The sequence below is a fragment of the Roseimaritima multifibrata genome (genome assembly GCF_007741495.1).
GTDB lineage: Bacteria > Planctomycetota > Planctomycetia > Pirellulales > Pirellulaceae > Roseimaritima > Roseimaritima multifibrata.
The window spans coordinates 3,914,004-3,930,368 of sequence record NZ_CP036262.1; the positions used below are offsets into that span (position 1 = coordinate 3,914,004).

Consider the following 16,365-nt stretch of genomic DNA (forward strand, 5'->3'; position numbering starts at 1 on the left):
TGCACCTGAGTGCTATGCAACCTCGGTGCCAGCATTGCGAAAAATTTCTATTCAAATGTCGGTTCAATTTGTTTGAAATTTTTGACAAAATTTTGATAATAGAAGTTGAGGGAACGACGCACTCAACGGCGCGTTTACGTTTTAAAAGATTGTCGGCATCTGCAAGCAATTCAGGGAAGTTCTCGGCTTGCTGCCAGCTGAGGGGAGACAAGACAATGATTCAAAACGTTCCACACAACACAACGGACTGCTTTCAATCCAGACGTCCTGGGAAATCGGCCGCAAACAGGTTGTCCTTACTTCGTCCCGCTCCGAACCTTGGCGAACCGCGACAACAGAATCACGGTGCCCCCCAAGAACGAGATAGCCGTTCCACATTCGGGCTAATGCGCGACCTTTTGCCGGTCATGGACAATCTGGAACGTGCGATCCTAGCAGGTCGCTACAGCGGAGATTTTGACGAATTGATCTCAGCAGTCGAATTGGTTCGAGACCAATTTTTCGCGACGCTCACGAACCACGGGTTGCGAAAATTATCTGGCTCGCCAAGCCTCTTTGACTCGAATCAGCACCGTGCATCCGGCGACGAGGAAAACCATGAACAGCTTCACGGATCGGTCGTAGACGTGGTCGAACAGGGCTATCGCCTACGCGGTGACGTTCTCCGCCCATCCAAGGTAATTGTATCTCGTAACGACTCCAATCAATCGGGAGAAGACCAATGAGCTATTACGTCATTATCGAAACGGACCAAGGATACACCATTGCGGGGGTCCGAGAAGGTTCGAACGCAGAGACCGCTGCGCAAGAAGCGGGCGGCGTCCTGATCGACGACGCACGCTACCACACTTTAGAGCAAGCACTGAATGTCTTGTCTGCAATGCCCAGCCCGTTCCCCAGCAAAGCGATGGGATAACGCCAACGCCAGAAGTATCGCCGAACAACGGATTGGCTATCCTTCGCACACGGGACGTCCGCTAAAGCATGCAGGCGATCACGGCGAAGCAGCGAAAGCACGTCCTCGAGGCGTTCTTAAAACGGAGGCAAAATTTTTCAATGCAACGTTTGTGATTGGCACGGACGTTGCATTTTCCTTACGTGACGACAGATCTGACTGTCAAAAAGGCAAAGGCAATTGGATTACTCTTCTTTTGAACCCATTTGAAAGGAGCGAAGAAATGTTAGCAACACGATGGGAACCTTGGAACGAATTGACTCGACTGAACCGCGAAATGGACCGCATGTTTGGCCGAGGCGGCAATCGGCGAAGCAGCCTGGCTGGCGTCGGCAGTTTTCCTGCTTTGAACATGTGGGAAGATGAGGCCAACCTATATGCCGAAGCGGAGTTGCCTGGTTTCGCGATCGATGACCTTGAAATCTATGTCGTCGATAACCAACTGACAATCAAAGGCGAACGTCGACCACCGGAACTTGAGGGAGGTGTGTGGCAGCGGCAAGAACGTGGTTATGGCAACTTCAGCCGAGTGATCGAACTGCCGATTGAGATCCGCGCAGAAGGCGTGTCCGCCGAATTGAAGAACGGCGTTCTACACGTCACTCTCCCCAAGACCGAAGCGGTTAAACCACGTCGCATCGAAGTGAAGGTCACGTGATCCGGTCCCTCACAGGCAGCCTTGTGTGGGAATCAACACTGGCTTGCGCCCACACGAGGCATGCTCACACTTTCCAAACGCGTAAAACCATTAGACAAACATTTGGAGAATAACGATGAGCACTACAATGACCACGACCAAACGCAATGATTCCCAGTACAAGAACGATCTGCGGAGTCACGCGGGCAACGGAAAATCCTTTCACCCTACTTTCCAACCTCGATTCGATATCTGGGAAGGTGATGATGAATTAATCCTTTACGGAGACCTTCCTGGGGTGAAGAGCGAGGATCTGAATGTCCAATTCGAAAATCGACAACTAACCATTCATGGTAAAGTAGAACGCCACCAGGATGGCGGAGAGACTTGGTTCTGCGAGTATGGCGTAGGGGATTTCCAAAGATCTTTTACGATCGGTGAAGCGATCAACAGCGAAGCCATATCGGCCGAGTTGCATGATGGTGTCCTCACCCTCCATCTACCCCAAACGGATCGGGTGAAGCCTCGTCGCATCGAAGTGAAAGCGAAGTAGTTAGCCAGTACGGCGATGCACCGAGTCACGCTAATGCCAGAGCAGTTGACTATTTTGAGGATGCGGTTTCAGCAAATGCTTGGGGGAGATCACGCCCGAGACGTGATAGCCCGCAGATTCAGCTGAAACCGCAGGGAAAGGGGGCGCTGGCGGACTTAGGCTGTGAATTTATCCGGCCGACCGTTTGTTTGTGTGCGACAACGCGATAGCCGCTGGTTCAACCACGCATTACCCGGCGGATAACGCCCAGTGCCATCTACTTTTTGCATCTGCGAGCAGATTTCCTAGCGGATCGGCGCAAGCCGATCCGGCAAATTCATTGTGTTTTCGATGCGATTGCCGGACGGTTCGCGCCGTTCCGCTAAGAAAGTAGATGGCATTGGGATAACGCCTGGCGCTCACTCGGATCGATTCACAGCCTCTTCGCGAAAGTCGCAGTCAAGGTCGCGGCGTTTCGCGGAAGACGCGATTCAAATAGGTGGCAAAAGAATCTTCTACGGTAAGTGCGTCCCCTCTTTTGTCCCCGTTATCAGAGAGAATGGAGGGCATCGGTCTGGCGTGTGAATGCACGGCGTTCCATAGGTAGTCCTTCCCAAAGTCGCAGGGAACCGATGCACTTTCTAAGAGATTGGTGCCGTTTACTTCAAGCACCTATACTGCTGCTTCCTGAACGGTCAATTCGTTAGCTTTCCCAGCAGTTTTCAATTGCACAAACACGATGGGTGACCGGCACGTATTGACCGACGATATCGGTACACCATCCTATAGAATCCCGCCAGCGTTCTTCACTTGGACGCGACGTTTCGGAATCGATCCTCACCAGCTGATTTTTCTTGATTAGAAATTCAATGAACGACTGCTCGGTCCGATAGAAGAAAGCAAACTTTCTCAGCGACTTGAATCCTAAAACCATAGTTTGAATTGAATGACCACACTCACAGTCGCGATGCACGGCGTTACCGGGCGGATGGGCACCAACCAACACTACATCCGCTCCATCCTTGCGATCATGCGTCAGGGAGGCGTGAAGACGTCCGACGGGCGAACCATCGACGTCAAACCGATCCTACTAGGACGTGATGAAGCCAAGCTGAAACATTTGGCCGAAACCGTCGCGATGGAGGAAATCGGGCGGAAGGTTGATTGGTCGACGGATGTCGACAACGCCATTTCGGCCCCGAACGTTGACATTGTATTTGATTCTTCCAGCACGCAGATGCGGGCGTCGATGGTGCGGAAAGCGGCAAAACTGGGGAAAGCCATCTACTGCGAGAAACCGATTGCGATCGATCCCGCCGAAGCGATGTCGCTGGCAGAAACATGTGAATCGGCTGGTATCTGCAATGGCGTCGTGCAGGACAAACTGTGGCTGCCTGGAGTTCGCAAATTGCGGGCGCTGCGCGATCAGGGATTCTTTGGAGACATCCTCAGCGTACGGGGCGAATTTGGATACTGGGTATTCACCGGCCATGATCCAGATCAACCACCACAGCGTCCCTCATGGAACTACCGCAGTGAAGATGGCGGCGGAATGATGACCGACATGTTCTGTCACTGGGAGTACCTGATCGATGACCTGTTCGGTCCAATCGATCGAGTCCTTGCGCATGCGGCGATTGATCTGCCAGAGCGAATTGATGAATGCGGCAAACCGTACGACTGCACGGCGGATGATTCCGCATATGCAATCTTTATCACAAAAAGCGGAATCACCTGCCAATTCAATAGTTCATGGACCACGCGGGTACGTCGCGATGATTTGCTGACCATCCAAGTGGATGGCACCAAGGGTTCCGCCGTCGCAGGGCTTCGTGAATGTTACGTGCAAGACATGGATTCGACCCCACGGCCGACATGGAACCCCGATGTTCCTCAACCAATCGATTTCTATAGCGGATGGACGCAAATTCCCGACGAAACCGATTATGACAATGCGTTCAAAATCCAGTGGGAGCTATTTCTGCGGCATGTGGCAGGCGACGGTGAATTCCCATGGTCTCTTCGCAACGGCGCAGCTGGGGTCGCGCTGGCGAACGCCGGGGAGACATCGTCGTGCGAACAACGCTGGGTATCCTGCTCAAACACCTGCTGACACCCCCATTTGGCGGTCGAAAAGGCATGATGCTCCGCGTTTAACGGCTAGGTCGCACGGTCGAAGTCCGCATTGCATCCCCAAAGGGTTACCGCGACCTATACTTGCTGCGCTCGCCGAGCCCGGAGCGTCGAGTGAATAGACCGAAACATCGCATTCAGGCAACCGCTCCGCTAAACAGGGAATCCAAATGTCGTTGCCGAATGAGGATGCGACCGTCACTCATCGCAGCTTGACTGCATACTATGGCGTGGCCTTGGCAATCGTTGCCAGCATGTTGTTGCTCGCGTTTCTCACGCTCGCTTGGCAGCTTGGGAAAAACCAGGGGGACGCAAGCCTGATCAACATCAGTGGCAGGCAACGAATGCTGTCGCAGCGAATACCGTTGCTGGCGTCCAGTCTGGTGAATGCTGGCCCGGACCAAAACACCGGAGAAATTCGAGATGACCTGCTAGATGCGGTTGACCTGATGCAGGAAAGCCAGGATTGGTTGACTGGCGCCGTCAATGGGCAGGCAAGTCCCGGCCGCCCCATGAGTTCTTCGCTGCAAAAGCTTTATTTTGGTGACGATGGCGTCGAATCCCTCGTTCGCGCTCACATCGCCGATGCCAGCCGTTTGGCCACCATCACGGAATTAAATCATACGACCCCGGAAGCGAAATCACTCGCAAACACCATCCGTCAGCGGGCAATTTCACCTGGATTGCTCGAAAAACTCGATCGCATCGTTGAACAGTACGAATCGGAAGCCGAACTGAAACTCCAACGATTTTGGTGGCTTGAATTTTCCTTTTTACTAATTGGGCTATGCGCTTTGGCAGCTGAAGTGAAATTCATTTTTCGCCCCATGGTCCAGTCTGTCATTAAAAACGTCTCCGAGTTGCAATCCGCGAACCGTGAGTTGTTGGAATTTGCCTACCGCATCTCGCATGATTTAAGAGCCCCCATTCTTTCATCGATCGGCATTGTCGCGATCACTAAGGATGCGTTAAACGAAAATGATGTCGAAGAAGCCAAAGAGTCATTGAATCATATTGGGCGTGCACTCAATCGCGTTTCCAAAACATCCGAAGACATCGTCCAGTTAACCAAACTGCGCATGGCGGAGGTCAACGCAGAGACGTTTCGGTTGTCGCAAGTGATCGAAGAATCCTTGGCAGCAGTCTCTCACATGTCAGGGTATGCCAACGTCGCGATCCAAATCGATCGACTACATGGGGATCTCATTCACACGAAGCGGACGTTTGTCAATCATTCGATCGAAAACCTACTTTCCAACGCAATCAAGTATCAGGACTCCAACAAGGACCGTCCCAGCATTAAAATCGAAGCCACCGTAGAGAATGAAACGTGCATTGTTTCCGTCACGGACAATGGTCTGGGAATAGCGGCGGAATATCAACCAAGAATATTTTCAATGTTCCAACGCTTTCACCCTAAGGTATCCTTTGGCAGTGGCCTGGGCCTTTATTTGGTCAAGCAAAATGCGTCTGCACTCGAGGGGGAAGTGATTTACAGTCCCTGTGAGAAAGGTTCGCGTTTTACGCTTTCGTTTCCGGTGCAAGAAGGGACCATCGCAAATTGAATACGATATTGTTGATCGACGATGACGAACTCGATCAATACCTCTGCTCACGCGTGTTCAAACGGAGCGGGCTTTCGTTAAACCTGTTGACCGCCAGCGATGGCGTCGAAGCATTGGAGCTGCTAAGTGATACGGAACGGTGTCCGGATCTGATCCTTTTAGACATCAACATGCCGCGAATGAATGGTCTTGAATTCCTTACGGAATTCAGCAAATTTGAACATCGCGACCTCCCCGTGATCGTCATGCTGACCAGTTCCGATCAGAGGAGTGACCGTGAGGCGGCGATGAAACATCCAGCCGTCAAGGACTACTTCTTGAAACCACTTTGCAAAGAGATGATTGAAAAGCTCGTTTCACTCGTCCAAGCGGCGAAGGCGGACGTTGAAGCGAAGGAACAGGAATAAGCGGTCTGCTTGCTCGTAAGTGCTTACAGGCCCGCGATAACAAAAAAATCGCATCAACACGTCCATTCCACGAGCACGCCCATCCCACCAGTACGTCCACCTAACACCGCGTTCAACCAATACCGCGTTCAACCAATACCGCGTTCAACCAATACCGCTTTTGGGAGGATCATCCACTCTTGATTCGAGTGGCCGAGGAATTCAGGCAAAGGAACGGTTACTTTCCTGAGCCCGTCTAGGGGAGAGTCCTAAGACTGCACGGCTTGCGAGTAACCATTTACGAGCGCACATACCAATAACATGATTGGAACCGTTCACATGATGGTTCTTTGCGAACAAGGGCAGGGGAGTGGTTTGCGGAAGTGAATCCCGTGTTTGAGCATTACCAGCCATCGGTTGGCTGCCACCACAGTGGCAGGAAGCGAAAATTCATTCGCATCTCATTCAGGGTTCTCGTCGGGAGTGACAACGTCCACAATCGAATCGAGAGACGCAAAAAACTTCAATCGTTCGGCAGGTGTGATCGCGTTTTCAATCGACAACCTCAACTCTTCGGAACTGCGGCTAAGCGTCTTTGAGAGCCGTCTGCCTGCAGCGGTTAAATGGACCCGCCGCGCACGACCGTCGATCTTGCAACGCACGCGACGAATGTACTCACGCTGTTCCAATAACTTGAGCATCGCCGTCACCGTGTTGCCGTCGGACGCCATACGGTCCGCAAGTTCCGACTGCGTGATTCCATCTTTCTCAGATAACAGCGACAGCAATACAAACTGATCAGCCGTTACGTCAAACGAAGCGAAATGGGCTTGAGCCACCCGATGCATCATCAAGTAAGCGCGTCGCAACCGCATCGGAATCGATTCTTCAATGGTCATCTGTCACGTTTTGCAAAAAAAGCGAACGTCAAGTTTTTCTTTCCCGCTACCCAAGTTTCCGACTCGCAAATTCCAACAAGACAACCTCTTGCTTGCCATTGGCGATAAAGCGAATCCTTAGCAATCTTGTCCCACAGGCCTCGTTTCGCAGTAGAAGTCTGCAGAGACCATGCAGGATTTCCAGTGTAACCACTCAACGCGTCATCGGCGCGACAAAGCGAGCATCCGTTTCCCCACTTGCAATAGTGCTACTTGCACGTACTAATAGCAAGATCGAGATTTAGCGGCCCCTTTTCTTAGAAATTGGAATCCACCGATGACATCGAACCCGTCTACCCCGCCCATCGTTCGCAAATTGGAAGAATCCTCGGACCCAGCAGAGCATGGGGTAAGCCTGCAAGCGGTCCAGAAGCGGGAAGTGGTACTGCGTGTGGAGGCGGAATCGCTGGAGAACATGCGTAAGCGGGCGACCGTTCGGGTCGACCAACCGAAAGGGAGCACATTTGAGATCATCTGTGATGAAGGGCCCTACCTGGGCGGAGACGATTCCGCTCCGCCGCCACTCGCGTACTATAGTGCCAGCATCGCGTTCTGCCTGTTGACTCAGCTGTCACGTTACGCCACGGTGAAAAAGTTGAATATCACCAGCATGAAGCTAGCCCAGGAAACGCGATTCGCAATGGAAGGTTCGGTCCTCCAAGGAACGCTAGAGGGCCGTGGTATCGAGGTCGTGACACACCTAGACATTGAATCGGACGAACCAGAAGAAGTGCTTCGGCAGATGATCGAAGTCGGCAAGAACAGCTGCTTCGTCCACCAATCGATAATGAAACCGGTACCATCAACGATCGAAACCAAGATCAACGGACAGAAACTCAGTGCATCATAGGTCTGAGTGTGCAGCCAATAGCGTTGCAACCTGACAAGACGGGTGTGTTTGGATCTACATTTACGGGATCTCAATCCTTGGTCGCTGTCGTTTTTTTCGAAGATGCAGAAACTTTGCAGCCTTTCGCTCGTGATGTGAAATTTATAACTGGCGAAAGTCTTGCTCCCCTCGCCCCTAAGGAAGCTTTTTGTTGCGGAAAAAATCTTAGCTAGCTCATTCCGTGGTCTCGGCCTTTTCGTTTGATTTGGCGGAGCTTGCTTGGAGGAGAGGGGGAATTTTCGCGAGGCGATTTTGCAGTGCAGGTCCAGATAACGCCCTGCATTTCACGCGATTATGTCATCCCTTGCCTACCTCTGTCGGCCCCCTCTCCCCCAGCCCCTCTCCCCCAAAACAAGCCTTTGAGCCGCATTCAATTGAACTCGATAGCGAACAGGTGATTCAATATCAAACCTGTTTTAAGCGAGCTTGTTTTGAGGGCGAGGGGAGCCAGATTTTCTTTGCTAATTCTTTTCATGTTCCGCGCAAAAGCAGCTTGAAACGAAACGTTCTTTCGCGGCGGGAAAGACGCCCCCCCCCTGCTTGATCCTCATCGATACTGGATTCGAGAGAACTCGAACCAGACTATTTTCGATCGCTTTGCGTGCATTGATACCAATGGCTTGCGGAAGGGTTAAGATGTCGGCAGGCAAACAGGGAATGGGACGGTTCCATTCGACAAAACACCAATGACTGCTGGAAACATTGAATGACCTATCGAACACAAGTTCTCAAGCGAGCCGTCTGGCGGATGGCTTTTATTGTATTTTTCTTTTCGCTGGCGCTGTGTGACAACGACGAAACCGCCGCAAGCGAACCCCACTACTACGTACCGGCGGAACCTGCCCAAGCGATTCGCATGGACTGTGATGTCGCCGTTTATGGTGGGACTCCAGCTGGTGTAACCGCTGCGATCCAAGCGGCTCGCGAAGGAAAGTCTGCGATCCTGATCTCGTTCAACCAGCATGTTGGGGGGATGACCTCCGGCGGTTTGACTGCGACCGATTTGGGTAGGAAAGATTCGATCGGTGGAATCGCCCTTGAATTCTACAATCGAATTGGCAAAGCTCTCGACTATTCCCCCGGGAAGGCCGAGGCCCTCTATCGGGAGATGCTAGAGGAAGCTGGCGTAAAGGTTTACTTGGGACGGGCGCTACGTTCGGTGGAGATGCAGGACCGCCGACTGGTTTCTGCAACCTTCGAAACCAACGAAACCGTGAACGCTGCCGTATTTGTTGATAGTACCTACGAAGGGGACTTGATGGCGGCGGCCAATGTTTCTTATCGCGTCGGGAGAGAACCGGCTGCCGCGTATGACGAATCGTTGGGGGGACAGTGGCAAAACGTATCGTGGAAAGACGTCTATCAATTTTGCCGACTACCGATCAGTCCCTATGTCATCGCGGATGATCCATCATCCGGTCTACTGCCGGAAATCGCAACGGAACCAGCTGGAAGGGCAGGGGAGGGTGACTTCAAGGTCCAAGCCTACAATTTTCGCCTTCAGCTTTCACGCGATCAAGATCGTGTTCCGTTTCCCAAACCAAGCGGCTATGACGCAGGGCGTTACGCATTATTAGCCCGTTTCCTAAATTTCGATGAACGCATCGATTGGAGACTGAACTACACAACAGCCGCGTTGACCGACGGACCGGTTCAGATGCGGCAGGGCGACAGCAACAACGCTGGTAGTTTTTCGTCCGACTATGTCGGCGGCAGTAACCACTGGCCCGATGGGACCTACAAGCCCGACTCGATCCGCGAGCTTCCTCCACCACGCCAAGGCCTACCGGTCCCACTGCACGAACTCTATCCGCTGCGTGAACGCATTTTCCAGGACCACGTGAATTACCAGCAGGGGCTGATGTACTTCCTGGCAAACGATCCTCAGGTCCCCACAGCCCTGCGGGAAAGAGTAAATGCCTGGGGACTGGACTCCAAGGAGTTCGTCGCAACAGGATTCTGGCCTCATCAGTTGTACGTGCGAGAGGGTCGCCGAATGGTATCGGATTATGTTGTCACTCAGGCGGACTGTGAATCGCGACGAGTTGTTCCGGATTCCGTCGGCTTAGCTTCGTACCCGATGGATTCTCACTTCTGTCAGCGTGTGGTTGTAGAAGAAAAGGGTGTCATCACCGTTCGCAATGAGGGTGGATTTGGCCACGGGTTTCCCAAACCCTATCCCGTTTCCTACCGCTCCATCGTTCCCCAAAAAGGCGAATGCGAAAACCTGCTGGTCCCAGTCTGCCTTTCCTCTTCCCACGTCGCGTTTGGATCGATCCGCATGGAGCCGGTCTATATGATCCTGGGGCAAAGTGCCGGGACTGCCGCAGCCATGGCGATCTCCGAAAGCTCCGCCGTGCAGGATGTCGATTATTCCAAGCTAAAGCAGAAATTGGAACAGGATGGACAACGGCTGGTCTGGAACCTGCGAACGGTTGGCAAGCCTGCCAAACCGCTCCCCGGGTTGGTGACGGATGTAGATGTCGCGAAAACGACCGGTGCGTGGACGTCTGGGGCGCTCGTTCCCGTCTGTGGCCTCTCCTACCTGCACGATAACAACGAAGGCAAAGGAGATAAAACGGTGACCTTTACCGTCAAAGCCCCAGCCCCTGGGACCTATCAAGTCCGTTTGCTGTACGCCCCCTTGGGCAATCGATCCAGCAACACGCCGGTGGCGGTCGCCGTCGGAGATGTCGTAAGTGAAAAGACCGTCAACCAGCGTCAAGCAACCGACAACGGATCGTCACTGGGAAACTTTCGCATCGACGATTCCGTAACGGTGACGGTATCCAATCGGAACACGGATGGCTTCGTGATCGTTGATGGCGTGCAACTATTGCCCAAGCAGTAGCACGTGAATCAATAAGTCAACGCTGGCGGAGAACCGCATTTCGATTGCATATTTGGGTAGCTGCCAGTGGTTCCACGGCTAAATGATCAGGAAATTGTTTTGAACACTCGCGACTCAATCGGTGCCTTGGTCTTTACAGCCGTCTTAATTGGGTGCTGGCCTGCCATTCTTTCCGCTCAAAAGGATGACGCACGACCGACGTTGACCGTTAGCGACGGTAGCTCATTCATTCCCAAGGACTATTATCCTGAGTTCCGTTGGGATACGACGCCCATGTATTACATGTTTGGCGATACCCGGCGGACCCTGACGCCTGAGGAAGTCAAATTCATTGCAGAGCGGACCGATTTCATATGCATCGAAAAATCGCATGCCTCCCGCGAACTAGGGTTCGCTGAACGGGGCGCCAAACACGAAGCGGGTGCGTTCAAAAAGATCAAGCCAGAGATGAAGGTACTGTTCTACTTCAATTCGGCTTATGCTTGGCCGTTCACCTCTTACAACCAAATGTTTAAACCGGACACTATCGACGATCATCCGGCATACAAGAAATTTCTTATCGTCGATCCCAAAACCGGCGAATTGGCACATCGTCGAAACGTTTTCTACTTTGATGTTCTCAATCCCGAGCTACGTGACTGGTGGGTGAACACCGTCGCCCAAGGAGTCCGCGAATCCGGCTGCGATGGCGTCTTCATCGATCAGATGCATGGTTTTGCGTGGTTGCGCAAAGACCGCAGCCAAGAGGTCCAAAAGGCCATGGGTGACATGATGGGGGCTCTCAAGAAGAAGATGGGCCCGGACAAGATATTGCTCGCCAATAACGCTCACCAGAGAATCGCCAAGGATGTTTTTCCGGTCATGGACGCGTCCATGTTCGAACATTACAACGCCCAATTGCTCAGCAAAGAAGCTTTACTGCGGGATTGGAACGATATGCTGCAGATTGCCAAAGCAGGCAAGATGTCGATCTTCCGGATCGGAGTCGAGGTCGAGCGCGTCCGCAGTCCACAAGGCGAACAAACCACTCGAAAACGCAGCCGGACCGATCCGTTAGCAGCTCTCGCCAAGGAACGAATAGAGTACCACCTTGCCTGTTACCTAATCGGTGCTCAGCCCTACTCCTATTTCCAATATGGCTGGGGATGGACTCTGGCGTCCGGATCCTTGCACGATTATCCAGAACTGCGCAGACCGCTAGGCGCCCCCAAGGGAGCTTTCCAGCGCACGACCGCAGAGGGCTGGGAGTTCACTCGTGAATTCGAACACGCTTCGGTTTGGGTCGATACCGAAAAAGGGGAAGGCAAAATTTCTTGGCGGTAACTTGGTTTGCTTAGCCGCAAATCGGCCACTGCGATAACGATCAACGTCTTCCTTCCGCCGCCGGTCATTCAAAGCGCTCGCTCGCTGCTGTAGAATTCCGCCATGATCCTGCACATCGACATGGACGCATTTTACGCCTCCGTTGAACAGCGAGAGAACCCGTCGCTTAGGGGCAAGGCGCTTGTCGTCGGCGGTGCGGCCGCCGGACGAGGCGTCGTCGCTGCGGCAAGCTATGAGGCGCGGCGGTTTGGCGTCTACAGTGCGATGCCCATGAAAACGGCACTTGCTCGCTGTCCGGACCTGGTGGTGGTTCCGACGCAAATGGAGTTATACGCTGCGGTTTCTAAGCAGATCCGCGAAATATTCCATCGTTTTACGCCCCTTGTGGAACCGCTTTCATTGGATGAGGCCTTTCTCGATGTGACGGGCACCCAGGCGTTGTTCGGATCTTCCGCAGAAATTGGTGCTCAGATCCAGCGGACCATTGCGGATGAACTTCATCTGGACGCATCGGTCGGCGTGGCACCAAACAAATTTATCGCAAAAGTTGCTAGTGCATATGTCAAGCCACGAGGCTTCACCGTCGTCACCCCAGAAGATCTGCATTCGTTTCTCGATCCGTTGCCGGTCGACAAAATCTGGGGCGTTGGAAGGCGAGCTGAAGCTCGACTGGGAGAACTTGGTATCTTCCGTGTCGCGGATCTTCGGCAAACCGATCTTGAGCGACTGAAACAAGCGATTGGCAACGCGTCAGCGGAGCACCTGCACGCGTTGGCCTGGGGACGTGATGATCGAGCGGTCGTCCCCGATCGTGAAGCAAAATCAATTTCTCATGAAACAACGTTTCCAGCCGATCTCACGGACGAAGAGGTGTTACGAGCCATTCTGCTGCGTTTAACCGAACAGGTTGCTCGCCGCCTGCGAAGGCATGACCGCTACTGCAGTACGGTGACGTTAAAAGTTCGGTTTAGCGATTTCCAAACAACCGCGCGTTCGGTGACGCTTGCCACCGCCTCGAATTCGACGCAGGTCCTGTGGGATACGGCTCGCGACACGCTGCTGAAACGGATTCCGATCACCCAACCGGTTCGTTTAGTCGGAATAGGGGTCAGTTCGCTGGGAGATTCACCTGCGCGGCAACTGGGGCTGTTCGACGACACCAGCACTCGAGACACGCAAGTCGACCAGACGACCGATTTGATCCTGGAGCGGTTTGGAAAAGGCGCCATTCGACGTGGCACCACCCATCATTCGTAAGCGGTTGTAACGATTTGAACCAACTGGACTTTTCACGTCCGAGACGTCTCCGTGCCCTCCTTCTGCGGGATACAATGGGCGCGTCAGAGTTATCGCTGCCAAGCAAACGCCATAGATTCCTCTCTGCACAACTCCGCAAGCTCGCACGAAAAACGTCTGCAGGCGACGAGCGAACAGGCATATCCGCGTTGGTGTAATCGTCATCACTTACACGAAAGATGACGAAACCCTCCGTGGCCGGGGAGCCCGCATATAGATCCCCGGTTGTTTTTTTGCGTCCCTCGAACGATAGTCAATAGATACAAATTGACACCGATTCCAACCAGATATCACGATGATTGAGAAAACCCCAACGCCCACGACCGATGATCTTCGAATTCGCGCGATCAAGTCGCTGATGCCGCCGAAAGATTTGATGTCGGAAATCCCCGCCGATTCAACCGTCGCCGCAACGGTTTCGGAAGCACGGAGCGGCATCCAACGCGTGCTGAATGAAGAAGATGACAGGCTGGTGGTCGTCATCGGTCCCTGCTCGATCCATGATCCCGAAGCAGCGATTGAATATGCCCAGCTGTTGCTTAACGAACAACAAAAGCATCAAGATCAATTGCTGATTGTGATGCGAGTCTACTTCGAAAAGCCACGTACCACGGTCGGCTGGAAGGGCTTGATCAACGATCCGGGACTGGACAACAGCTTTGAAATCAATCGTGGCCTGCGGATCGCCCGCGGACTGCTCCGTGATATCAACGCGATGGGGTTACCGACCGGAACCGAATTTTTGGATTTGATTAGTCCACAATACGTCGCCGACCTGGTTGGCTGGGGTGCCATCGGTGCACGTACGACCGAAAGTCAAGGACACCGTGAACTCGCATCGGGACTCTCCTGTCCTGTTGGGTTCAAAAACGGAACGGGTGGCAATGTCCAAATCGCCGTCGATGCGATCTGCTCGGCTCAACGCCCGCATCACTTTTTGTCGGTGACCAAAGACGGAACCTCGGCAATCTTTGCGACCACGGGCAATAAGGATTGTCACTTGATCTTACGAGGCGGCGGAGCCCACACGAACTACGACGCCGCCAGCATCGACACCGCTTCGGAACTGCTTACCAAGGCAAATCTGAAGCCTCGGATCATGGTCGATACCAGCCATGCGAACAGCCGCAAGAAATTCACACGCCAGCGTTACGTCTGTCGCGACATCTGTGCTCAGGTTAGCGATGGCGATCAGCGAATCATGGGCGTGATGGTTGAAAGCAATTTGGTCGAAGGGAATCAGAGCTTAAGCGAAGGAAACCTCGTTCGCGGAAAAAGCATCACGGACGCCTGCATCGGATGGGATGAAACCATCGCACTGTTGCAAGACCTAAACGACGCGGTTCTGGCTCGCCGCAACGCTTAGGGCTGCAACACTTAGGGCTGCCGCAACGCTTCGGGCCGCGGCAAACGCATCGCCCCTACCTCAAAACGATCAATTGTCTTTGATCTGTTCGGCAAGCTGTGTCGCAACTTTGTGCCACAGCTTGGCGTCTGCCTGAAAAGGAATGTTCCGCACGCGATAGTGGAATTCCTTGTCCGCCGGTACCGAGCGATTCAAGAACGTCGTGAAGTAGTGTTTGCGGTAACGATCAGGAAGGTCCCAGTAGCGGGTTCGCCAATCGTCCCCTTCCGGCACGTCGACCACGTACGTCACAACCCCTTTGTCCGTCGAGGCATCGTAGATCGCCGACCAACGAACGGCTTGGTCGATCCGCTGGCCTCGGTTGCCCTCAAATGCCCCTTCCACGCGTGAACCGTCTGGCAGTTCGGCCAGAAAGTCGGTTGCGGTGACCGTCCAGGGATGCATGAAGTGGTAAATCAAATCGACCGGAGTTTCTTTTTCGGCGATCAACCGAACATCTTCGACGATTTGGTTGTCCTGAATTTCAATTTCGGTGGTCAACAGAAAATCACGAATACGTGACTTTTTCAACAGTCTTACTTTTTCGGCTTTCAGCGCCGGAGGGGGATCCTGAACCGGATTGCCATCGACCCACAGCGATAATTCCAGGATCTGCTCGTCTTCGTTTTCGGTATGTCCGCTACCGATAAACCCGACGCCCGGGAATTTGATGACCGATCCGTAATGGCTTCCCCAACGATCCAGCCCAAGACGCGTCTGTTTATAGTCAATGCGGTAGAGCGTCCAGAATGAACGACTTTCAAAACGGACTTGTAGGTCTCCAACATCTGCGGTGATTTCTTTCGGCCAACCTTCTCGCCGAGGCGGGTCAAAACTCTTTAGGACGACATTGTCGACAGATACTTGTCCCTGGCAATTCGCATTGTCCTCGTAAAAAGAAAACCGGATACGAATGCTGTGCGTCCCCTCTGGCAGGAGGTTGGAGGTTCCAGGCCCGAAGGACCCTCGCACCTGTCGCCAGTCATGAGCGGACGACTTGGTATTCAGCGGATAAAAAGAAATCTGCTTCAGCGTTTTTCCTTCCGCGTCAAAGCAATACATGGAAAACGCAAAGATCCCGCGTTGCAGTCCCTCGGACTTCAGATCGGCCTGGACCTTGTACGCCTTGGCGGGATCAATCTGTTCGCCAAGAATCACATGCGAGGTTTCGACGCCCAACAGACGGCCGTCGGGGTTGAGTTCCAAGATTTGCCCACGGTCGCTACCACCGTCCACCAGAGCGACTTGAGAGGCATCGCCGGGACGAAACACCCAACCTTCCAGCCCCTTTTCAAATCCACCATTGCCGAGCAGGGATGCCGACGGAGACAATTCCTCGGCGCCCGAAGGCGGCATCCCAGCGGTGATCAGAAGGACCGCGTAAAGTGCTGAAAGGACTCTCTTCATCGTCGTTCTCTCGTATCGATCATGGTGTGGCAGCTAGTGTTGAAACAA

At 53.2% G+C, this 16,365-nt stretch carries 14 protein-coding genes; 12 read left to right on the forward strand and 2 right to left on the reverse strand.

All coding sequences use genetic code 11. The annotated features are described in order from the left end of the window. The first annotated feature begins 215 nt into the window (after window positions 1-215). From FF011L_RS14180 to FF011L_RS14210, 7 genes are all read left to right on the forward strand, one after another. On the forward strand, window positions 216-725 hold the full coding sequence (locus tag FF011L_RS14180) for a nucleotide exchange factor GrpE (protein WP_218932630.1): 510 nt from the start codon (window positions 216-218) through the stop codon (window positions 723-725). Continuing rightward, window positions 722-916 carry a hypothetical protein gene (locus tag FF011L_RS14185; protein ID WP_145352275.1) on the forward strand — a complete coding sequence of 65 codons (195 nt, stop codon included), beginning with the start codon at window positions 722-724 and terminating at the stop codon, window positions 914-916. The genes FF011L_RS14180 and FF011L_RS14185 overlap by 4 nt, the downstream gene beginning before the upstream one ends. Before the next feature lie 262 nt (window positions 917-1,178). Beyond that, a complete protein-coding gene (locus FF011L_RS14190; RefSeq protein ID WP_145352277.1) occupies window positions 1,179-1,613 on the forward strand; it encodes an Hsp20/alpha crystallin family protein in 435 nt (144 codons plus the stop codon). Window positions 1,614-1,728: 115 nt separating this feature from the next. Beyond that, a complete protein-coding gene (locus FF011L_RS14195) occupies window positions 1,729-2,145 on the forward strand; it encodes an Hsp20/alpha crystallin family protein (RefSeq protein WP_246109412.1) in 417 nt (138 codons plus the stop codon). A gap of 925 nt (window positions 2,146-3,070) precedes the next feature. Next, window positions 3,071-4,237 (forward strand): Gfo/Idh/MocA family protein, encoded by a 1,167-nt coding sequence (locus FF011L_RS14200; RefSeq protein ID WP_246109413.1) that lies wholly within the window; start codon window positions 3,071-3,073, stop codon window positions 4,235-4,237. Window positions 4,238-4,427: 190 nt separating this feature from the next. Next, window positions 4,428-5,822, forward strand: a complete 1,395-nt coding sequence (locus tag FF011L_RS14205; RefSeq protein WP_145352279.1) for a sensor histidine kinase — start codon at window positions 4,428-4,430, stop codon at window positions 5,820-5,822. After that, window positions 5,819-6,229 (forward strand): response regulator, encoded by a 411-nt coding sequence (locus FF011L_RS14210; RefSeq protein WP_145352281.1) that lies wholly within the window; start codon window positions 5,819-5,821, stop codon window positions 6,227-6,229. The genes FF011L_RS14205 and FF011L_RS14210 overlap by 4 nt, the downstream gene beginning before the upstream one ends. Window positions 6,230-6,669: 440 nt before the next feature. Here the strand turns inward: FF011L_RS14210 and FF011L_RS14215 are convergent, their stop codons facing one another. Beyond that, window positions 6,670-7,107: a MarR family winged helix-turn-helix transcriptional regulator gene (locus FF011L_RS14215; RefSeq protein ID WP_145352282.1), complete on the reverse strand. Its 438-nt coding sequence runs from the start codon at window positions 7,105-7,107 to the stop codon at window positions 6,670-6,672. Between the two features lie 316 nt (window positions 7,108-7,423). Here FF011L_RS14215 and FF011L_RS14220 point away from each other — a divergent pair, with 316 nt between their 5' ends. The 5 genes from FF011L_RS14220 to FF011L_RS14240 all read left to right on the forward strand — a co-directional run bounded on the left by FF011L_RS14220 (window position 7,424) and on the right by FF011L_RS14240 (window position 14,871). After that, window positions 7,424-7,996, forward strand: coding sequence for an OsmC family protein (locus FF011L_RS14220; RefSeq protein ID WP_145352284.1), 573 nt, complete (start codon window positions 7,424-7,426; stop codon window positions 7,994-7,996). A 745-nt stretch (window positions 7,997-8,741) separates the two neighbouring features. Continuing rightward, window positions 8,742-10,886 carry an FAD-dependent oxidoreductase gene (locus FF011L_RS14225; RefSeq protein ID WP_145352286.1) on the forward strand — a complete coding sequence of 715 codons (2,145 nt, stop codon included), beginning with the start codon at window positions 8,742-8,744 and terminating at the stop codon, window positions 10,884-10,886. 99 nt (window positions 10,887-10,985) lie between these two features. Continuing rightward, a complete protein-coding gene (locus FF011L_RS14230) occupies window positions 10,986-12,209 on the forward strand; it encodes a putative glycoside hydrolase (RefSeq protein WP_246109414.1) in 1,224 nt (407 codons plus the stop codon). A 102-nt stretch (window positions 12,210-12,311) separates the two neighbouring features. Continuing rightward, window positions 12,312-13,466 (forward strand): DNA polymerase IV, encoded by a 1,155-nt coding sequence (dinB, locus tag FF011L_RS14235; protein WP_145352287.1) that lies wholly within the window; start codon window positions 12,312-12,314, stop codon window positions 13,464-13,466. 334 nt (window positions 13,467-13,800) lie between these two features. Further along, a complete protein-coding gene (locus FF011L_RS14240) occupies window positions 13,801-14,871 on the forward strand; it encodes a 3-deoxy-7-phosphoheptulonate synthase (protein ID WP_145352289.1) in 1,071 nt (356 codons plus the stop codon). Between the two features lie 69 nt (window positions 14,872-14,940). Here the strand turns inward: FF011L_RS14240 and FF011L_RS14245 are convergent, their stop codons facing one another. After that, window positions 14,941-16,317 carry a hypothetical protein gene (locus tag FF011L_RS14245; RefSeq protein WP_145352291.1) on the reverse strand — a complete coding sequence of 459 codons (1,377 nt, stop codon included), beginning with the start codon at window positions 16,315-16,317 and terminating at the stop codon, window positions 14,941-14,943. Window positions 16,318-16,365 lie beyond the last annotated feature (48 nt).